Origin of the sequence: Confluentibacter citreus (assembly GCF_002807055.1) — a bacterium.
Taxonomy (GTDB): domain Bacteria; phylum Bacteroidota; class Bacteroidia; order Flavobacteriales; family Flavobacteriaceae; genus Confluentibacter; species Confluentibacter citreus.
The window spans coordinates 137234-154891 of sequence record NZ_NIXN01000002.1; the positions used below are offsets into that span (position 1 = coordinate 137234).

General features: G+C 34.2%; 17 protein-coding genes and 1 tRNA gene. 11 read left to right on the top strand and 7 right to left on the bottom strand.

Going from position 1 to position 17658, the window contains the following annotated elements:
* The first annotated feature begins 94 nt into the window (after positions 1 to 94).
* Together CDH49_RS06345 and CDH49_RS06350 are read left to right on the top strand one after the other, a co-directional pair.
* Entirely contained in the window at positions 95 to 1150 is a 1056-nt protein-coding gene (locus CDH49_RS06345; protein WP_100614907.1) for a M28 family peptidase, read from the top strand.
* A 44-nt stretch (positions 1151 to 1194) separates the two neighbouring features.
* On the top strand, positions 1195 to 2208 hold the full coding sequence (locus CDH49_RS06350; RefSeq protein WP_100614610.1) for a M28 family metallopeptidase: 1014 nt from the start codon (positions 1195 to 1197) through the stop codon (positions 2206 to 2208).
* Positions 2209 to 2319: 111 nt separating this feature from the next.
* Here CDH49_RS06350 and CDH49_RS06355 read toward each other — a convergent pair.
* Both CDH49_RS06355 and bshB1 read right to left on the bottom strand, forming a co-directional pair.
* Positions 2320 to 2395: transfer RNA gene (locus CDH49_RS06355), tRNA-His, on the bottom strand.
* A 113-nt stretch (positions 2396 to 2508) separates the two neighbouring features.
* On the bottom strand, positions 2509 to 3231 hold the full coding sequence (gene bshB1, locus CDH49_RS06360; protein ID WP_100614611.1) for a bacillithiol biosynthesis deacetylase BshB1: 723 nt from the start codon (positions 3229 to 3231) through the stop codon (positions 2509 to 2511).
* Between the two features lie 368 nt (positions 3232 to 3599).
* On the opposite strand from bshB1, the gene pckA reads away from it, so the two are divergent.
* On the top strand, positions 3600 to 5231 hold the full coding sequence (pckA, locus tag CDH49_RS06365; RefSeq protein ID WP_100614612.1) for a phosphoenolpyruvate carboxykinase (ATP): 1632 nt from the start codon (positions 3600 to 3602) through the stop codon (positions 5229 to 5231).
* Between the two features lie 102 nt (positions 5232 to 5333).
* On the top strand, positions 5334 to 6008 hold the full coding sequence (locus CDH49_RS06370; RefSeq protein ID WP_100614614.1) for a DUF2490 domain-containing protein: 675 nt from the start codon (positions 5334 to 5336) through the stop codon (positions 6006 to 6008).
* A 1-nt stretch (position 6009) separates the two neighbouring features.
* On the opposite strand, the gene CDH49_RS06375 is transcribed toward CDH49_RS06370, so the two are convergent.
* Together CDH49_RS06375 and CDH49_RS06380 are read right to left on the bottom strand one after the other, a co-directional pair.
* Entirely contained in the window at positions 6010 to 6600 is a 591-nt protein-coding gene (locus CDH49_RS06375) for a TMEM175 family protein (protein ID WP_100614616.1), read from the bottom strand.
* Between the two features lie 42 nt (positions 6601 to 6642).
* On the bottom strand, positions 6643 to 8049 hold the full coding sequence (locus CDH49_RS06380) for an MATE family efflux transporter (RefSeq protein ID WP_100614617.1): 1407 nt from the start codon (positions 8047 to 8049) through the stop codon (positions 6643 to 6645).
* 190 nt (positions 8050 to 8239) lie between these two features.
* On the opposite strand from CDH49_RS06380, the gene CDH49_RS06385 reads away from it, so the two are divergent.
* Positions 8240 to 8896 (top strand): HAD family hydrolase, encoded by a 657-nt coding sequence (locus tag CDH49_RS06385; RefSeq protein ID WP_100614619.1) that lies wholly within the window; start codon positions 8240 to 8242, stop codon positions 8894 to 8896.
* Positions 8897 to 8966: 70 nt separating this feature from the next.
* Here the strand turns inward: CDH49_RS06385 and CDH49_RS15740 are convergent, their stop codons facing one another.
* The 3 genes from CDH49_RS15740 to CDH49_RS06395 all read right to left on the bottom strand — a co-directional run bounded on the left by CDH49_RS15740 (position 8967) and on the right by CDH49_RS06395 (position 12879).
* The gene (locus CDH49_RS15740; RefSeq protein WP_193434718.1) at positions 8967 to 9125 is read right to left on the bottom strand and encodes a hypothetical protein; all 159 of its coding nucleotides are present in this window, start codon (positions 9123 to 9125) and stop codon (positions 8967 to 8969) included.
* Between the two features lie 8 nt (positions 9126 to 9133).
* A complete protein-coding gene (gene ccsA / locus CDH49_RS06390) occupies positions 9134 to 12322 on the bottom strand; it encodes a cytochrome c biogenesis protein CcsA (protein WP_100614620.1) in 3189 nt (1062 codons plus the stop codon).
* A 167-nt stretch (positions 12323 to 12489) separates the two neighbouring features.
* On the bottom strand, positions 12490 to 12879 hold the full coding sequence (locus CDH49_RS06395) for a group III truncated hemoglobin (RefSeq protein WP_100614621.1): 390 nt from the start codon (positions 12877 to 12879) through the stop codon (positions 12490 to 12492).
* 165 nt (positions 12880 to 13044) lie between these two features.
* On the opposite strand from CDH49_RS06395, the gene CDH49_RS06400 reads away from it, so the two are divergent.
* The 6 genes from CDH49_RS06400 to corA all read left to right on the top strand — a co-directional run bounded on the left by CDH49_RS06400 (position 13045) and on the right by corA (position 17583).
* Positions 13045 to 13815: a Rossmann-like and DUF2520 domain-containing protein gene (locus tag CDH49_RS06400; protein WP_100614623.1), complete on the top strand. Its 771-nt coding sequence runs from the start codon at positions 13045 to 13047 to the stop codon at positions 13813 to 13815.
* Entirely contained in the window at positions 13796 to 14305 is a 510-nt protein-coding gene (locus CDH49_RS06405; RefSeq protein ID WP_100614625.1) for a KdsC family phosphatase, read from the top strand. The genes CDH49_RS06400 and CDH49_RS06405 overlap by 20 nt, the downstream gene beginning before the upstream one ends.
* Before the next feature lie 70 nt (positions 14306 to 14375).
* Positions 14376 to 15293 (top strand): geranylgeranylglycerol-phosphate geranylgeranyltransferase, encoded by a 918-nt coding sequence (locus CDH49_RS06410; protein ID WP_317044381.1) that lies wholly within the window; start codon positions 14376 to 14378, stop codon positions 15291 to 15293.
* Positions 15293 to 15886 carry a Maf-like protein gene (locus CDH49_RS06415; protein WP_100614627.1) on the top strand — a complete coding sequence of 198 codons (594 nt, stop codon included), beginning with the start codon at positions 15293 to 15295 and terminating at the stop codon, positions 15884 to 15886. The genes CDH49_RS06410 and CDH49_RS06415 overlap by 1 nt, the downstream gene beginning before the upstream one ends.
* Positions 15887 to 15960: 74 nt before the next feature.
* Positions 15961 to 16494, top strand: a complete 534-nt coding sequence (locus CDH49_RS06420) for a mechanosensitive ion channel domain-containing protein (protein ID WP_100614629.1) — start codon at positions 15961 to 15963, stop codon at positions 16492 to 16494.
* A gap of 21 nt (positions 16495 to 16515) precedes the next feature.
* Positions 16516 to 17583: a magnesium/cobalt transporter CorA gene (corA, locus tag CDH49_RS06425; RefSeq protein WP_100614631.1), complete on the top strand. Its 1068-nt coding sequence runs from the start codon at positions 16516 to 16518 to the stop codon at positions 17581 to 17583.
* Positions 17584 to 17658 lie beyond the last annotated feature (75 nt).

Below are 17658 nucleotides of genomic sequence, written 5' to 3' on the forward strand. Positions count from 1 at the left end.
GCCGAAATTTTATGAAACTAGCATAGTTAACGTTTTTTATGCCCCTAAAAAATTGATTATTGGCGAGTTACATGTGAAAAACCCTCAAAACCACATGAAAACATTTTGCATTCTCTCAGCATTCGCACTAGTTGGTACTTGTGCCACTACAAAATACACCACAAAAATCCAGAATTTAAAGGATAGTATTTACATTGTTGATAGCACCTTGGTTGTCAATTATGCCCATAGCATAACAGCAGAAGAGTTAAGCAAAACTCTCCATGCATTTGCTTCTAATAACTTTGAAGGACGAAAAACTGGAGAAGAAGGGCAAAAATTAGCAGCACAGTTTCTTACGGATTATTACATCAAAGAAAAAATAGCGTCCCCTTTTAGAGATTCCATGTATTTCCAAAACATTCCAGAAACTTTCTTCTCCAATAATATCAAAGCTTCAGAAAATGTATTGGCTTATATTGAAGGTTCAGAAAAACCCAACGAATTGATTATCATCTCCGCGCATTTAGACCATCTTGGAGTAGATGATAGCGGTGATATATACTTTGGTGCTGATGATAATGGCTCTGGAACCTCTGCCGTTATGGAAATAGCACAAGCCTTCCAACAAGCAAAAAACGACGGCCATGGCCCTAAAAGAAGTATCTTATTTTTACATCTTACTGCGGAAGAAATTGGAACACAAGGCTCTTTATATTATACCCAAAATCCCGTATTTCCATTGGAAAACACGATTGCCAATCTAAATATTGACATGATTGGTCGCATAGATAACATTCATAAAGAAGATAAAAATTACATCTATTTAATAGGCTCTGATAGACTTAGCAAGGAACTTCATTACCTTTCAGAAAAAGTAAATAACACCTATTTCAACATCAATTTGGACTACAGGTTTAATGCTGAAAATGATGAGAATCGTTATTATTTCAGATCGGATCATTATAATTTTGCAGCGCACGGCATTCCCGTTATTTTTTATTTTAATGGAGAACACGCCGATTATCATAAAACCACCGATACGCCCGATAAAATAGATTATCAATTATTGCAAAATCGTACCCGGCTTATTTTTGCAACCGCATGGCAACTGGCCAATCAGCCTAACAAACTAGTAGTCGATACCAAAAACCAGCTTCTTTTAAATTAAAATATTCCTTATATTTACTGCACTTACTTATATAAAAAATTCAGATGAAAAAAATAGTATTGCTATTAAGCATCACGATTATGGTTTGTAATTGTGGTACGTCCCAAAGTGTTAGTTCAAATTCAAAAAAGGCCATTCCTGATGTTTCAGATTTTGCCAATACCATATCTTCCGAGCATTTAAAAGATATGTTATATACCTTTGCGTCCAATGAATTTGAAGGCCGCAGAACCGGAGAACCCGGTCAAAAAAAAGCCATCAATTTTATTAAAGATCACTACGTAACTATGGGAATCCCTTCTCCCATTGCCGATGGTGACTATTTTCAAGAAATCCCTGAAGCCTTTTTTGGAGGAAAAGCCAAAGCCTCGGAAAACGTACTTGCTTATATAAAAGGCTCTGAAAAACCAGACGAAGTGCTTATTATTTCTGCGCATTTAGACCATGAAGGGGTAAAAAAAGGAGAAGTTTATAATGGTGCCGATGACGATGGCTCTGGTACAGTAGCCATTTTAGAAATCGCCAAAGCATTTAAAGCCGCTGTAGATAAAGGATTAAGACCAAAGCGTAGCATTTTGTTTTTACATGTAACAGGCGAAGAATTGGGACTTTATGGCTCTAAATATTATGCCGATGTAGACCCTGTTTTTCCATTGGAAAATACAGTAGCCAATTTAAATATAGATATGATTGGCCGTATAGATGCCAAACACGAAACTACTCCAAATTATGTGTATTTAATAGGATCCAACAAATTAAGTACCGAACTCCATGACATATCGGAAGCTGTAAACAAAAAGTATTCTAATATGGAATTGGATTATACTTATAACGAGGATAACGACCCAAACCGTTTTTATTACAGATCGGACCATTACAATTTTGCTAAAAACAATATTCCTGTTATCTTTTACTTTAACGGCACACATGCCGATTACCATAAACCCACAGATACCCCTGATAAAATTGAATATGATTTGTTGGCAAAACGTGCCCAATTAATTTTTTACACGGCTTGGGAAATAGTTAATAGGGATGAGCGGATTAAGTTGGATTAAGAAATAATTTTTCACTCTTAGATAGTGTGAGCATCATTTACTCGTCTGATAAAAAGAATATCTCCTTAAACAAAAAAAGCCTTTCAATAAAATTGAAAGGCTTTACTTTTTGGGTGGAAGACCGGGCTCGAACCGGCGACCCTTGGTACCACAAACCAATGCTCTAACCAACTGAGCTACAACCACCATGTAGCACGCATCTTAAATGCGAGTGCAAATGTAACTGATTTCTGTTTTTCTACAAAGCCTTTTTATAATATTTTAACGAAGAAATTTTAAATACGCAAAGCTTTAAACTAACTACTTCAAATTAAACAAACTATCAACTGCCACATAACGCTCAACCGTAAACCCTTCGCCATACTCTACCCCTACCAATCGTCCCAAATCCCTAGCTCTATAAGAAATACTATCTGCAAAATTCTTGCTGGAAATAGGTGTTTCTGGCTCATTATTGCTACTGTCGTGAAACTGTGTTTTATAAGTAAACACCGCTTTTAATTTGGTGTCTATAAAACCTGTAACATCCACAACAACATCGGGTTGCAGGTTTTTCCACTGTATGTAGTGGTACACGTATTTTGGTCGCCATGCCTCTTGTGGTTGGTCATGTCCTTCCAAAAAGGTTTCCACTTTAATCAATCCGCTTAAAAAACACGCATCGCTCACCAACTTACTGCCTTTGGCATGGTCTATATGCCGATCCTCAACGGCATTGCAAATCACCATCTCCGGTTGGTATTTACGAATCATTTTTATAAGGGCTATCTGGTGCTCTTTATCATTTACAAAAAAACCATCAGCAAACTGCATATTATGCCTCACAGAAGCTCCAAGTATTTTTGCAGCATTCAAAGCTTCTTCATCTCTAATATCTGCACTACCCCTTGTTCCTAATTCTCCACGGGTTAAATCTATAATGCCTACTTTTTTGCCTTTGGCTATTTCTTTAGCTATGGTAGCCCCACAACCTAATTCGACATCATCTGGATGCGAACCAATAGCAAGTATATCTAATTTCATTTTAGTTATTTTTTTAAAAAACTTAGCTTTTAGACACTTTTATTGTGAAATTCTCAAAATTTCAACGTTTGAACATTATTAAAAAATCAAAACTAACAAAAAAAGCATCTAAAAAATCATTACTCAATATTACGAAAACGTATTCGCTCTTACTTTCTTTATATAAACCTACAAAAAAATATGAATAGTTGAAAAGTGCTGTGCTTCAACAAAGTATGACATTAATCATAAAACCTGAAGCTCTTCCACAGTAAATTTAATATGTAATAAAAGCAGTCACGTGACCTGCATGCAAATGTAAAATTAAATAACTATTCATAAACATATACATTAATAAATCAATTAATGGAATCCTTAAAATTAATAAAATGAAAGATTCAGCAACACTTAAACAAAAATCAGGATTAGAACCGTATGGTTTGAAGGATGTCACAGCACATTGGAATTTATCTCCTAAAAAACTTCAACAAATTACTGTCGAAAAAAACATGGGTAAAGAAACCCTAAACGGCACCTTAGCTATTAATACAGGTAAATTTACAGGTAGATCTCCCCAAGATCGTTTTCTTGTAAAAGATGATTATACAAAAGATAAAGTGTGGTGGGGAAATGTTAACAAACCTGTATCTCCCGAAAACTTTGATCGATTAGAAAACGATATTAAAAAATACCTTTCTGGAAAAGAAGTTTATGTGAGAGACGGATATGCCTGTGCAGAACCAGAATACAGAACCAATATTAGAGTCGTTACCGAGTTACCTTGGTCTAGCTTATTTGTTTATAATATGTTCATCAGACCTAGCGAAAGAGACTTACAAAACTTTAAAGAAGATTGGTTGGTGCTTTGTGCTCCCGGTTATGTATGCCCAGACCCTGCCGGTTATGGCATTCGTCAAGGTAATTTCTCTATTATAAATTTCACTAAAAAAATAGCTTTGGTTGGTGGATCTGCTTATACTGGAGAAATTAAAAAAGGGATTTTCTCTGCTTTAAATTTAATTTTACCAGTAGAAAAAAACGTGTTGCCAATGCACTGTTCTGCTAATGTTGGAAAATATGGTGACACAGCTATTTTCTTCGGATTATCTGGAACTGGAAAAACAACCCTGTCTGCCGACCCAGACAGAAAATTGATTGGTGATGATGAACATGGATGGACTGCCGATAACACGATTTTCAATTTTGAAGGCGGTTGTTATGCAAAAGTAATTGACCTTACCGAAGAAAAAGAACCAGACATTTATAGAGCCATACGTCCAGGAGCTTTATTGGAAAACGTGGTATTTAAAGCAAATGGCGAAGTGGATTATTTAGATGGCAGCATCACACAAAACACTCGTGTGAGCTACCCCATTTATCATATTGACAACATACAAGAAACATTGTATGCCAACAACCCAAAAAATATATTTTTCTTAACATGTGATGCTTTTGGTGTATTGCCTCCAGTATCTAAATTAACCCCAGGACAAGCTGCTTACCATTTTATTTCTGGTTACACAGCTAAAGTAGCAGGAACAGAAGCTGGTATTACAGAACCTGTACCATCATTCTCTGCTTGTTTTGGCGCCCCTTTTATGCCATTACACCCAACAGTTTATGGCGAAATGTTAAGTAAAAAAATGAGAGATGCGGGTGTTAGTGTATGGTTAATAAATACTGGTTGGAGTGCTGGCCCTTACGGTGTTGGTTCTCGAATCAAATTAAAATATACCAGAGCCATGATTACTGCCATATTAAATGGCGAATTAGACCATGTGGATTACGAACAAAACCCAATATTTGGTTTATTCATGCCTAAATATTGTCCAGGGGTTCCAACAGAAATGTTAGACCCTATGAATACTTGGTTACAGAAAGGAGCTTATATTGGTAAAGCTATACAGTTAGCACATTCATTCCATCTAAACTTTGAAAAATTTGCTAATGAAGCTTCTAAACAAATTATGGAAGGTGGCCCTTTAATTGATGAGCATCATCACTTAGAAGAACACATTTAATAATAAGTGCTTTCAAGAAAAAAAGGAGCTCCGTTTGGAGCTCCTTTTATATAAAATCAGCATATTTCCTTTACCTACTGTCAAACCCCATTACATATTTCTATGAAGGTCATATCAATTTTTATAGTTTTCATTTTATCTATACAAATATATCTTTCTCAAAATTCTTTAGAAAACGAATTTCCCGCATGGCATACTATAGATGGGACACATGCAATATCAGAAAATTTAAGTACCATAACAGGCGTACAATTACGTACATATAAAACTCTTGATAATATTAATCTTATATTTTATTACACAGGAATCAACTACAACTTAAGCAAAAAATTATTAGTTTCTACTGGATATTATTACATAGATATCGATAGATCCTTTGATGATACTAACACACCCCACATATTTGAGAACACTATTTTTGAACAAATTGCGTATTATCATACTATTGGCAAATTGTCTATCTACCATAAATTGAGGATGGAAAATAGATTTTTACGCTATATGGGCACAACAACAACAAGCAATAGATTTCGTTATTGTTTAGGCACAAAAATTAAAATTAACAATTTATTGTATGTAAACGCCAATAACGAGTTTTTTGCGAATCTAAAAGGTACTTTCTGCAATGAAAACAGATTATATGGTGCATTAGGAATCAATATTTCTAAAGCCAATAGCATTCAATTAGGATATATGAATCACAAAATAAATGGTTTAAATTTGCATACATTACAGACTATACTTTTAATTAAAACCGATTTAAGTAAAAAATATTAAGTTATTTATTCATATTTTCTTTAACAAGCGCCTTTTCAATTCTCCTATCCGGAATTATCCAAATAATGGCAACCAAAATAAATATAGCTCCTGAAATAAACACATTAAAAAACGCACTTATAATCCCCGCGGTATACAAAACTAGAGATAATTTTCCTTTTAAATCTCTACCTAAAGCCTTAGATAAAATGGAATTTTCTCCATGACTTTTAATAATAAAATTTTGCAATATAAAATAAGCAATAGCAGAACCTAAAAGCACGATGCCGTATAAAAATAAAGTGGCATTGGTAAAATGGTTTTCGCCCATCCAGCCAGTTACAAAAGGAATTAAAGATAACCAAAACAACAAATGCATATTGGCCCATAATATAGTACCTGTAACATGTTTAACGGTTTGCATCATATGGTGATGGTTATTCCAGTAAATGGCTAAATAAATAAAACTCAATACATAGCTTAAAAAAACTGGTAACAGGGATTTTAAATCCTCAAAACTGCCTCCATGTGGTACTTTTAATTCCAATACCATAATCGTAATTATGATTGCCAAAACACCATCGGTAAAGGCTTCAAGTCGTCCTTTTGTCATATTGATATATTTATTTAAGTTTCTAAAATACTAATTTTCAAGTTAAACTTTAATAGTTTTCCAAGTGCCTTTTTTAAACCAAATAATGGCTACTATGGCAATTAAGACTTCAGCTATTGTAATCGCCCAAAAAACGCCTGTCGGTCCAAAATTCAAAGTCACAGCCATTAAATAAGCAAACGGTAATTGCAATAACCAAAAGCAAACAAAATTTATGTAGGTAGGTGTTTTAGTATCACCTGCGCCATTAAATGCATTGATAACCACCATGCCGTAGCCATAAAAAATATAACCAGATGCTAAAATCCGTAGACATAAACTACCATATTTTACTACATCGGGTGTTGTATTGAATAACGCAATAATTTGTGGCGCAAATATTAAATAAATCACAGAGACCAATCCCATAAAAATAGCACTATAACCCCCTGTTTTCCAAACAGAAAGTTCAGCTCTATCTGGTTTGTTGGCACCCAAGTTTTGTCCGACCAACGTTGCCGCCGCATTGCTCAATCCCCAAGCAGGCATCATGGTAAACATCATGACCCGAATAGCAATAGTATAACCCGCCAATACTTCACTACCAAAATCGCTCATAATTCGCATTAAAAATACCCAACTAGATGTTGCTATTAAAAACTGACCAATCCCACCTAATGACACTCTAATTAAATTGAACATAATCTTAACTCGGAACACCAAATCTTTAAGTCCTATTTTAATTTTACTATGGCCCTTAAATAAAATAACCAATTGAAATATGACGGCTGTTCCTCTGCCAATTGTGGTTGCAATAGCAGCTCCTTCAACTCCATATGCTTTTATGGGTCCGAATCCGAAAATAAAAATAGGATCTAAAATAATATTCAGCGTATTCGATAAAACAAGTGCCCACATGGCCACGGATGCGTTCCCAGCACCACGAAAAATAGCATTGATTAAAAACAACAACATAATGGTAATATTGCCTCCTAATAACACTCGGGTATAACCATACCCTTCGGCAATTAAATCGGGTTCCGCACCCATAAGGCTTAGAATTTCCTTTGGGTATATAATTCCTATCACACTGATTATGGATGCTACAAAAATTCCAAGGAAAATAACTTGAACCGCGGCATTCGATGCACCTTCAATATCATTTTCACCGACTCGCCTAGCAACAACGGCTGTTGCCGCCATACTTAAGCCGATTGCCAAGGCATACACCAATGTAATAACAGACTCGGTTAAACCAATAGTGGCTACGGCATTTACACTGACTTTTGATACATATAAAATATCCACTAACGCAAAAATGGATTCCATGAGCATTTCCAAAATCATGGGAATGGCCAGCATGAAAACGGCACGGCGAATGCTGCCTGAGGTAAATTCTTGTTCTTTGCCCGTAAAGGCTATTTTAAAGTATTGGAAAAATTGTTTTAAGGATATTTTATTTGATTGCATTTTGAAATATATTAAAAGATAAACATAACCAAGTTCAGGGGACTTAGTTCTTATTGCGAGAGTGTCTCGACTGATTCCGTGGAGTTTACTTAAACAATCATAATAACAAATATGTAAATTTTATTTAAAACTGCAAATAGGTTTTAGGGTATTATTTTCTATTCATATATCTTCGCAAAAAAAATAAAAAATGTTAAAAGCTGTTATATTCGATATGGATGGGGTTATTATTGAAAGTGAACCTTTGCACTATATTGCCTACCATAAAATGTTTGATGATGTTAATATTAAAGTTCCTGCTGCGCTTTATGAATCATTTACTGGAAAATCGACCTTGAATATTTGTAAACAACTCTGTGATATCTATAACCTAGAAGCATCACCTGAAACCTTAGTAAATCTAAAAAGAAAGCATTTTGATTATATTTTTGAAAATGATACCAATTTTGATCTCATGGAAGGTGTTTTGGATTTGATAAAGGATTATCATAATAACGGACTTACTTTGGTTTTAGGATCATCGGCTACTATGCCAAGTATTGAACGCATTTTTAAGCGATTTGATTTAAACCCCTATTTTAAAGCAAAATTGAGTGGCGCCGATTTAAAAGAATCGAAGCCTCACCCTGAAATTTTTATAAAAGCTTCTGAAGCCACAGGTTTTTCAAAAGGAGAATGTATGGTTATTGAAGATGCAACAAACGGTATTACTGCCGCAAAAGCTGCTGGGATATTTTGTGTGGCTTTTGATAGTTTTCACTCAAAAAACCAAGATTATAGCCAAGCGGATTTGGTTATTAAAAAGTTTGATGAGATACGTTATGACAAGATTAAGCAGTTATTTTAATAACTTATTAAATGATTAAAACACGATTAAAAAAAACACTTCTTTCTAAAAATTGAAAGTCAGAACCAAACTAAATATCATTCTTATCTTGGTTTGCTTTATTAATAATAGCTTTTAAGCGTTCTTTTCTTAGTTCCGCTTCTGTTTTTTTCTTGCTAATTTTTTGAGCCATTAGCTTAGAATGCTTCGCTTTATTTTTTGTGTTTTTATCTCGACCTGTTTTAGCCATAAAAAATATTACTTCTTATAATACTTGGCATACCCACGATACGCAAAAAAACCTAGTAAAGCTATCAGCCCAACTGCAATGGCAATGGCATTAAAACTTGCTATTTGCTGACCAGATTGATAAGAATGCAATCCCGATAGATAAAAATTAACCCCAAAATAGGTAAATATAATAAACCCAAAGGCAATGATGGAAGACAGGTTATACAACCAACTACCACGAAGTCCAGGAATGAGTCTCATATGTATGACAAAGGCATACATCATAATACTTATCAGCGCCCAAGTTTCTTTTGGATCCCAGCCCCAATAACGTCCCCAACTTTCGTTCGCCCACATACCTCCTAAAAAGTTTCCAATGGTTAACATGACCAAACCAACGGTTAATGACATTTCATTTATGATCGTAAGTTCTTTAATATTCAAATCCATTTTAACCTTATTCTTTTCCGTAGTGAAAATCATAAGCAGTAAGGACACAATGCCTAAAATCATTCCCAATGTGAAAGGTCCGTAACTCGCCACAATAACAGCTACGTGAATCATGAGCCAATAACTATTTAAAACCGGTTGTAAATTAGCAATGGCAGGATCCATCCAACTCCAATGGGCTATCATTAAAAGCATAGCGGTTACAAATGCTGTAGCAGCAATGGTTAATTCACTTTTTCTACCAAATGCTAAACCAAAAAACATGGTCGCCCAAGCCACATAAATCATAGATTCGTAGGCATCACTCCAAGGCGCATGTCCGGAAATATACCATCTTACAATTAACCCGGCAGTATGCAGCAAAAACAATCCAATTATAATAACCTTAAATATGGTCGCTACTATTTTTAAAGTCTTGCTTTTGTCTTTAAAAATTTGAATAATCAAGACAATAAAAAGAATAGAACCGGCATATAAATACCAACTAAATAACTTTTTAAAAATATCGTATTTATTATATAATACCTCTGTGTTTATCTTTTCATCAGAAAGCATGACGGAAGCTCCGTAACGTTGTTGTGTTTTCTTAAATGCCTCTAAAAACTTATCAGCCTCGGAAAAATTTCCTGACTGCTTAGCTGTATTCAGCATATACAAGTAAGCGTTGAGCCCATTATTTATAAAGTTGGCATATAATGAATCTGTTATTTTAATATTTTCATCCCGCTTAAAATCGTAATTTGAAATCCATTTATTATTCTCATCATTGGGCACAGGAAATATTTTTAATGGCATACCTTCAAGCGTATTATAAAGCAACGTCACCCGTTGATCTGTTTCTTTAAATTGCGTTTGGTAAGCATTAGGCTGATTTGTTTTGTATGCATCATCGAGATAAGGCGCTAATTTATATTCCCCTTTTTCCGTAAAGAAATCTGACAAAGTAACATATTTTTCACTTTCGTCCACGCCAACAATATGTCTAATAGAGTCTCCTTTTTTTAAGGCTAAATAAATGACAGGAACGTTGTACCAAAGCATGGGGCTTTCTTGCATAGATAAAAAGATTTGATTCGCATCAAATTCCTCATAAGTATCATTCTTGCTTAATTTACGAAGCATTTCTGATGCATAGGTATTTACGGGCATCATACGCCCACCAAGATCTTGAATCACCATGTGTCCGAAATTTTCCGCATGTTCCTTAGGTGCTATATTTGCCTTCAAAATCGAGTCCACCAATGTTTTTTGGGCTTTGATATCATTGCGAACACCGTGCTGGGAATGGTCTTGAGAAAACCCATTCAAACCAAAACATAACAATAAAATAGCAAGTAATTTTGTCTTTTTTGATTTAACATTTTCCAATTGCCTTTTTAAATCACCAAAACGGGAGTGCTTACTAAATAGAATGGCCATTAACCCAAAATACAACAAGAAATATCCAATATATGTAATCAAAGAGCCCCAATAATCGTGATTTACAGATAAAATCGTTCCTTTTTCATCAGGGTCGAAACCCGATTGAAAAAACCTATAACCACCATGATCCAAAATATTATTCATGAAAATCTTATAGTCATAACTACCTTCCTTCTCATCAATTATGGTGACTTCGCTGGAATAGGCCGAATAGCCTCTTTCCGTACCTGGATAACGTTCAGCCTCAAAATCGTTTAGCTTAATTTGAAATGGTAATTCCATTACTTTAGATCCATACTTTAAGGCAAAATCCAAGCCGCCAACTTGTACTTGTTTGAAGGCTCTATCCATACCCTTTCCTCCAAGTACACCAATACGTTTAGTTTCTCCATTGGTAGTTATTTTAATTACGGCACCATCTTCATCGTTTTTCAATATTTGTGATTTTTGAACCACATCAAAAAAGCCTTTTACAACAGGGTTTGGAAATACCATTTGCATATCGCCTATTATATAGCGCGAACGCAACATTAATGGTTGCACACTGTCTTTTACAAGAGTGCCTTGAGCCATGGTTGCCATGGTTAAATACTCACCTTCAAACGGCGAATTTATGGTAAGTCCCTCATCATTATAAGTGATATTGATGGCACCATCGGTGGGTTTGTTTAGTGCAAATAAAACATTATGGATACTTGCCACTTCTCCCATTTTTAGAAAGTGATTGTGTGGCCCGTCACCACCAGACTCCACAACTTTTAAATAAGATTCCCCGCTTTCATCTGGCACAATATCTTCTTCTGCGCCTTTGATGAATTTTTCAAGTTCTATGGTTACCGGTTGCTGGTTGTATTTGGTTTCAATTTTAAAATTGTTATCCATGCGATGTGAAAAATCCACTTCCTTTTCTATAGGTAAGCGTTGTGCCACACCGTCAATTTCATAATCACCATCTATATAAGCCGTAACATAGGTCTTTTGTGACAAAAATGTGTTTTCAGTAGCACCCTCACGAATCGCCATCATCCCTTCAAAACTCACGTATCTGGTTATAAAAGCGCCTATTAAGATAAAAATGAATGCCAAGTGCAAAATTAAAGTCGACCATTTTTCTTTTTTGTATAGCCTAAATCTCACAATATTTCCTAAAAAATTGATAACAAAAATCCCCATAATGGCTTCAAACCACCAAGCGTTGTAAATTAAGTTTCTTGTATAAGCAGTTGGAGACGTATCTTGTCCAGCATCTAAAAAAGTACCTGTTACCATAGCGGCAGCAAAAACTATAAATAAAACGGCTGTGAGACGGGTAGAAAAAAGAATTTTGGCTAGTTTATTTTGCATAAGATGAACCCTTTTTAGGTGGGGCAAATTTAAGTATTAATGTTGATTTTGAAGTGTTAAAGTTTGTGAAAAAGAGTTTCGAAGTTTCAGGGTTTCAAAGTTTCTAAGTTGCAAAGATTTTGGGTTTCTGAGTTTCTGAAAAAACTGTGATTTCTAGTAAAAACTGATTACTGAGACTGTCTTGCCTCAAAAATTTTTAAATACAGAAACGTTCCCATTTTTCGAGCACGTTGTTTCGCATTTTCGGCATAATCACCTTCAAAAAGTTCGTCAATGGTTTGAAACCAAAGGTTTATCCAGAGTCCGAAATGCAATTCCGTTATTGTATTGTTGTTTTCTTGGTCAACTTTTACATGCGCTTCCAACGGATTTCCCAAATATTTTGTTTTTAAAAACAAACTGGATTCCCAAAAGGTCGTGAGTCGGTCTAAATGGGCGTCCCAATCCGTAATCACATCATTAAAAAAAGGCCCTAAAACAGCATCCTTTCTCACTTTTACATAGAAAGTAGACACTAATAAAAATACATCTTCCCTGGTTTTAATATCATTCTTCATATAAACAAATTTACGCTATTTTCTTGCGAAGTTGTTAAGTTACAAAGCAACAAAGCTTCTAGTTGATAAAATCTTCCTGGAAGTTTAACAATTCATATGAGTAACTTTATCACTTTGCTACTTTGAAACTTTTAATTTTCAATTTATCTTCTGTATTTTAGCAACATGATTTCTGTAATAATTCTAGGCGCTGGTAATGTCGCCACACATTTATTCAAAGCTTTCCAAAAAACAGAACTAATATCTGTTAAACAATGGTATAACAGACATTTAAACCTAATTAGTCCATATAAAAATGATGTAGATATTATTGATGATTTGTCTCAACTTAAAGAAGCCGATGTCTATATTTTGGCCGTGAGCGATGATGCTATTAAAGAATTATCATCAAAACTGCCATTTGAAAATCGATTGGTAGTTCATACCTCGGGAAGTGTTAGCCTTTATGATATTGACAAAAAACATAGACGTGGTGTTTTTTATCCATTACAAACATTTAGCAAAAATGCTTATATGGATTTTGAAAATGTGCCTATTTGTATAGAAGCTATTAAAAGTGCCGATTATCATCTTTTAAAATCCATGGCAATTAGTTTAGGAAGTTCCACTAAGAGAGTGAATAGCGACCAAAGACGCGTGTTACATCTAGCTGCTGTTTTTGTGAACAATTTTACAAATCAATTATACAGAGTGGCTCATGAAATCACGGAAAGTGAAGGTGCTGATTTTGATATTTTAAAACCGCTAATACTTGAAACCGCTAATAAAGTTCAGGAATTTTCACCTTATATGGCACAAACGGGGCCTGCCAAACGCAATGATAAAAAAACCATCAGAAAACATTTGAAAATTTTAAATAACAACCCACATCATAAAGCCATTTATGAATTACTAACCGAATCTATACAAAAGACACATGGAAGAAAAAAGCTATAAAGAATATTTAAACCACATTACCACTTTTATTTTTGACGTCGATGGCGTTTTAACCAATGGTGATTTGCACGTTACCAACACGGGAGAACTTTTAAGAATTATGAATGTAAGGGATGGTTTCGCCCTTAAATTCGCGGTAAATTCGGGTTATAATGTTGCCATCATTTCGGCAGGCACTAACGATGGTGTTAAAATTCGGTTAGAAGCACTCGGTATTAAAACAGTCTATCTAGGAGCCCACAAAAAACTAGAGAAATTTTATGAATACATAGAAACCAACAATATTAAAACAGAAAACATACTTTATATGGGTGACGATATGCCAGACTACCCTGTTTTAAAAGTTGTTGGGTTACCTTGTTGCCCACAAGATGCCGTTGCAGAGATAAAAGGGGTTGCCAAATACATATCCCATAAAAAAGGTGGAAAAGGTGCCGTTCGCGATGTTATAGAACAAGTTTTAAAAGTTCAGGATAAATGGGTTTTTTAAAGTTATGTGTTTGTTGTTGAGGATTATCGTTACCCATACACTATTCACTTTTCATTATTAACTATTAACTTTGATTAGCATCTTAAACCTCATTCGCTGGAAAAATTTAGTAATGATTGCCATAGTGCAGTTACTAATTAAATATGCTTTTCTGGAACCTTATGGAGTAACAACTACCTTAGATACTTTAGGTATCATTCTTCTAATTGTTGCGACCATTTTTATTGCGGCGGCTGGAAATATTATTAACGATATTAATGATATTGAAACCGATGTCATTAATAAACCTGATAAAATCATTGTAGGTAAAAGCATTTCAGAAAAGATAGCTTATAATTTATTTATTATTTTAAATGTGGTTGGTGTTGGAATTGGATATTATTTATCCAATTCCGTTGGAAGAAGCGGATTTTTTTCTTTGTTCGTAATCATTTCAGTATTACTTTATGTGTATTCAACCTATTTAAAACAACTCTTCTTAATAGGTAATCTAATCATTTCAGTAATAGTGGCTTTAAGCATTCTTATTGTTGGTATTTTTGAATTGATTCCTAATATTACCGAGCAAAACCAAACCATCCAATTCCTGTATTTTAAAACCATATTAAATTACGCTTATATGGCTTTCATTTTAAACTTCATAAGGGAAATAGCCAAAGACGTTGAAGATATAGAAGGGGATGCTAAAGCGGGCATGCATACGCTACCAATTATTATTGGAAAGGAAAAAACAAAGTATATAATTTTGGGGCTTTCACTATTGACGTTATTTGTTATAGGATATTATGTGGTGGATTCTTTATACAACAACCAAATCGCTGTCATTTATTTCTTGATTTTCATCCTAGCGCCTCTACTCTATTTGAATATTAAAATTTTGAGTGCCCAAATAAAAACCGACTACACCCATATTAGTAACATCCTTAAATGGATTATGCTTTTTGGAATGCTTTCCTTACTTTTATACACCTATAATGTAACAAGGTAATGCTAAGCGAAACATTAAAAAACCATAACATCATTTTAGCTTCGGGTTCCCCTCGACGGCAACAGTTTTTTAAAGAATTGGGATTGGATTTTGAGGTTCGTTTAAAACCCATAAAGGAAGACTATCCTTCTCGATTGAAGCATTTTGAAATCAGTGATTATTTAGCACAGTTAAAGGCACTTCCGTTTAAAAATGAATTAAATGATGACGATATTCTAATCACAAGCGATACCATTGTTTGGCACAACGGAAAAGCACTAGGTAAACCATTAGATGAATTTGATGCTTTTGCGATGCTAAAATCTTTAAGCAATGCTACTCATGAAGTGATTACATCAATCTGTTTTACAACAACTAAATTTGAAAAAACACTTAACGACATTACAAAAGTCACTTTTAAAAATTTAACCGACGAAGAAATAAATTATTACATTAAAACCTGTGAGCCCTTTGATAAAGCCGGTGCTTATGGCATACAAGAATGGATTGGGCAAATTGGTGTTACCAATATACAAGGCTCTTACTTTAATGTTATGGGCATGCCAACGCATCTTGTTTACAAATCGTTATATGATATTGTTAATGATTTGTAAAAACAATAAATTAAACAACCCTTTTCTATTTTCTAGCGTATCTTTGTTAATCATTGAATTAAAACAAAATTAACATGTTTTTCGAAACTCATAAAAGCGCCTTAATAGCCACTGGCTTTCTTCTTATTTTTTTACTAATCGTCCGATTTATTTTAACCACACTTATCACAAAAATATCCCGAAGAAACGGTATTAATTTGGCCAGAATCCATTTAATTAATAGATATGTTTCAGTTACGTTATTTCTAATAGCGCTCCTTATAATTCCATTTATTTTCGGTACTGAGGCAAAGGATTTAGCAGTTATATTCTCCTCTGTTTTTGCGGTTTTAGGTATTGGATTGTTTGCCATTTGGTCTATTTTAAGCAACATCACCTCTGGTATCATCATGTTTTTCTCGTTTCCTTATAAAGTTGGAGACAAAATTCAAATACACGATAAAGATTTCCCTATTGAAGGTATTATAGAAGACATTAGAGCGTTTCAGCTACATCTTCGATTGCAGAATGGTGATCTAGTAACCTATCCCAACAATTTAATGCTACAAAAAGCAGTGACCCTTATTGAAAAAGACGCTATTGTTGATGACGGCATGGATGCCATATAAATACGTTATACATTTATAAAAATGGGTAAAATCAAAGGTAAAAAACGGTATAAAAAAATAGGACTGGCACCTGGCAGTGTTATTTATACTGGGGAAAAATCATCAAAAAAATTATTCATTGAAGCTTTTGATTATAATAACGAACAATGTATCGATAAAGAATTAAATAATGTTGAAGACATTTTTGAATTCAAGTATACAGATACCATTACATGGATTAATCTTAATGGTCTGAACCATGTTAATGAAATTGAAAAAATAGGCAAGCACTTCAATTTACACCCTTTGGTTTTAGAAGATATTGTAAGCATTTCGCAACGTCCTAAAATTGATGAATATGATGATTATTTATTTGTCGTCTTGAAAATGCTTTATCAGCACGAAAACGAAACCATAGTTTCAGAACAAGTCAGCTTTGTTCTTGGCAAAAACTATGTGCTTTCTTTCCAAGAATCTGATGGTGATGTATTTGATACCGTAAGAAACCGTATCAGGCATGGAAAAGGTAGGGTTCGCACTATGCAAGCCGATTATTTGTTGTACATTTTGATGGATGCTATTGTCGATCACTATTTTAGTATTATAGAGGATTTAGGCGAAAAAATTGAAGATTATGAAAGTCGTATCTTTTCAGGACATGTAGATAAATTAATCAATAGAGATATTCAAGATTTAAAAAGAGAAATATTAAGAGTTCGCCGTGCTATTTTTCCGCTGCGTGAAGTCATTAGCAGAATTGAAAAACATGAGAGTCCACTCATTCTAGAGAAAACAAAAACCTATTACCGCGATATTTACGACCACTTAATTCAGGTTTCAGAAAATATTGATATCTACAGGGAAATGATTTGGAGTTTAATGGATATGTACATGACTACCATTAGCAATAAAATGAACGAAGTCATGAAAGTATTAACCATTATGGCTTCGATATTCATTCCTCTAACATTTATTGCGGGTATTTATGGAATGAACTTCGATTACATGCCTGAACTTCATTATAAATATTCTTATTTTATTCTTTGGGGCGTTATGATTGTCCTTTTTATAGGAATGCTTATTTACTTCAAACGGAAGAAGTGGCTTTAGGGTTGCTTTTGGTCTTGGGCCTTTGGTCTTAGGGAGACAAACCATCCTGAACACAATTTGCCAACAATCATAACT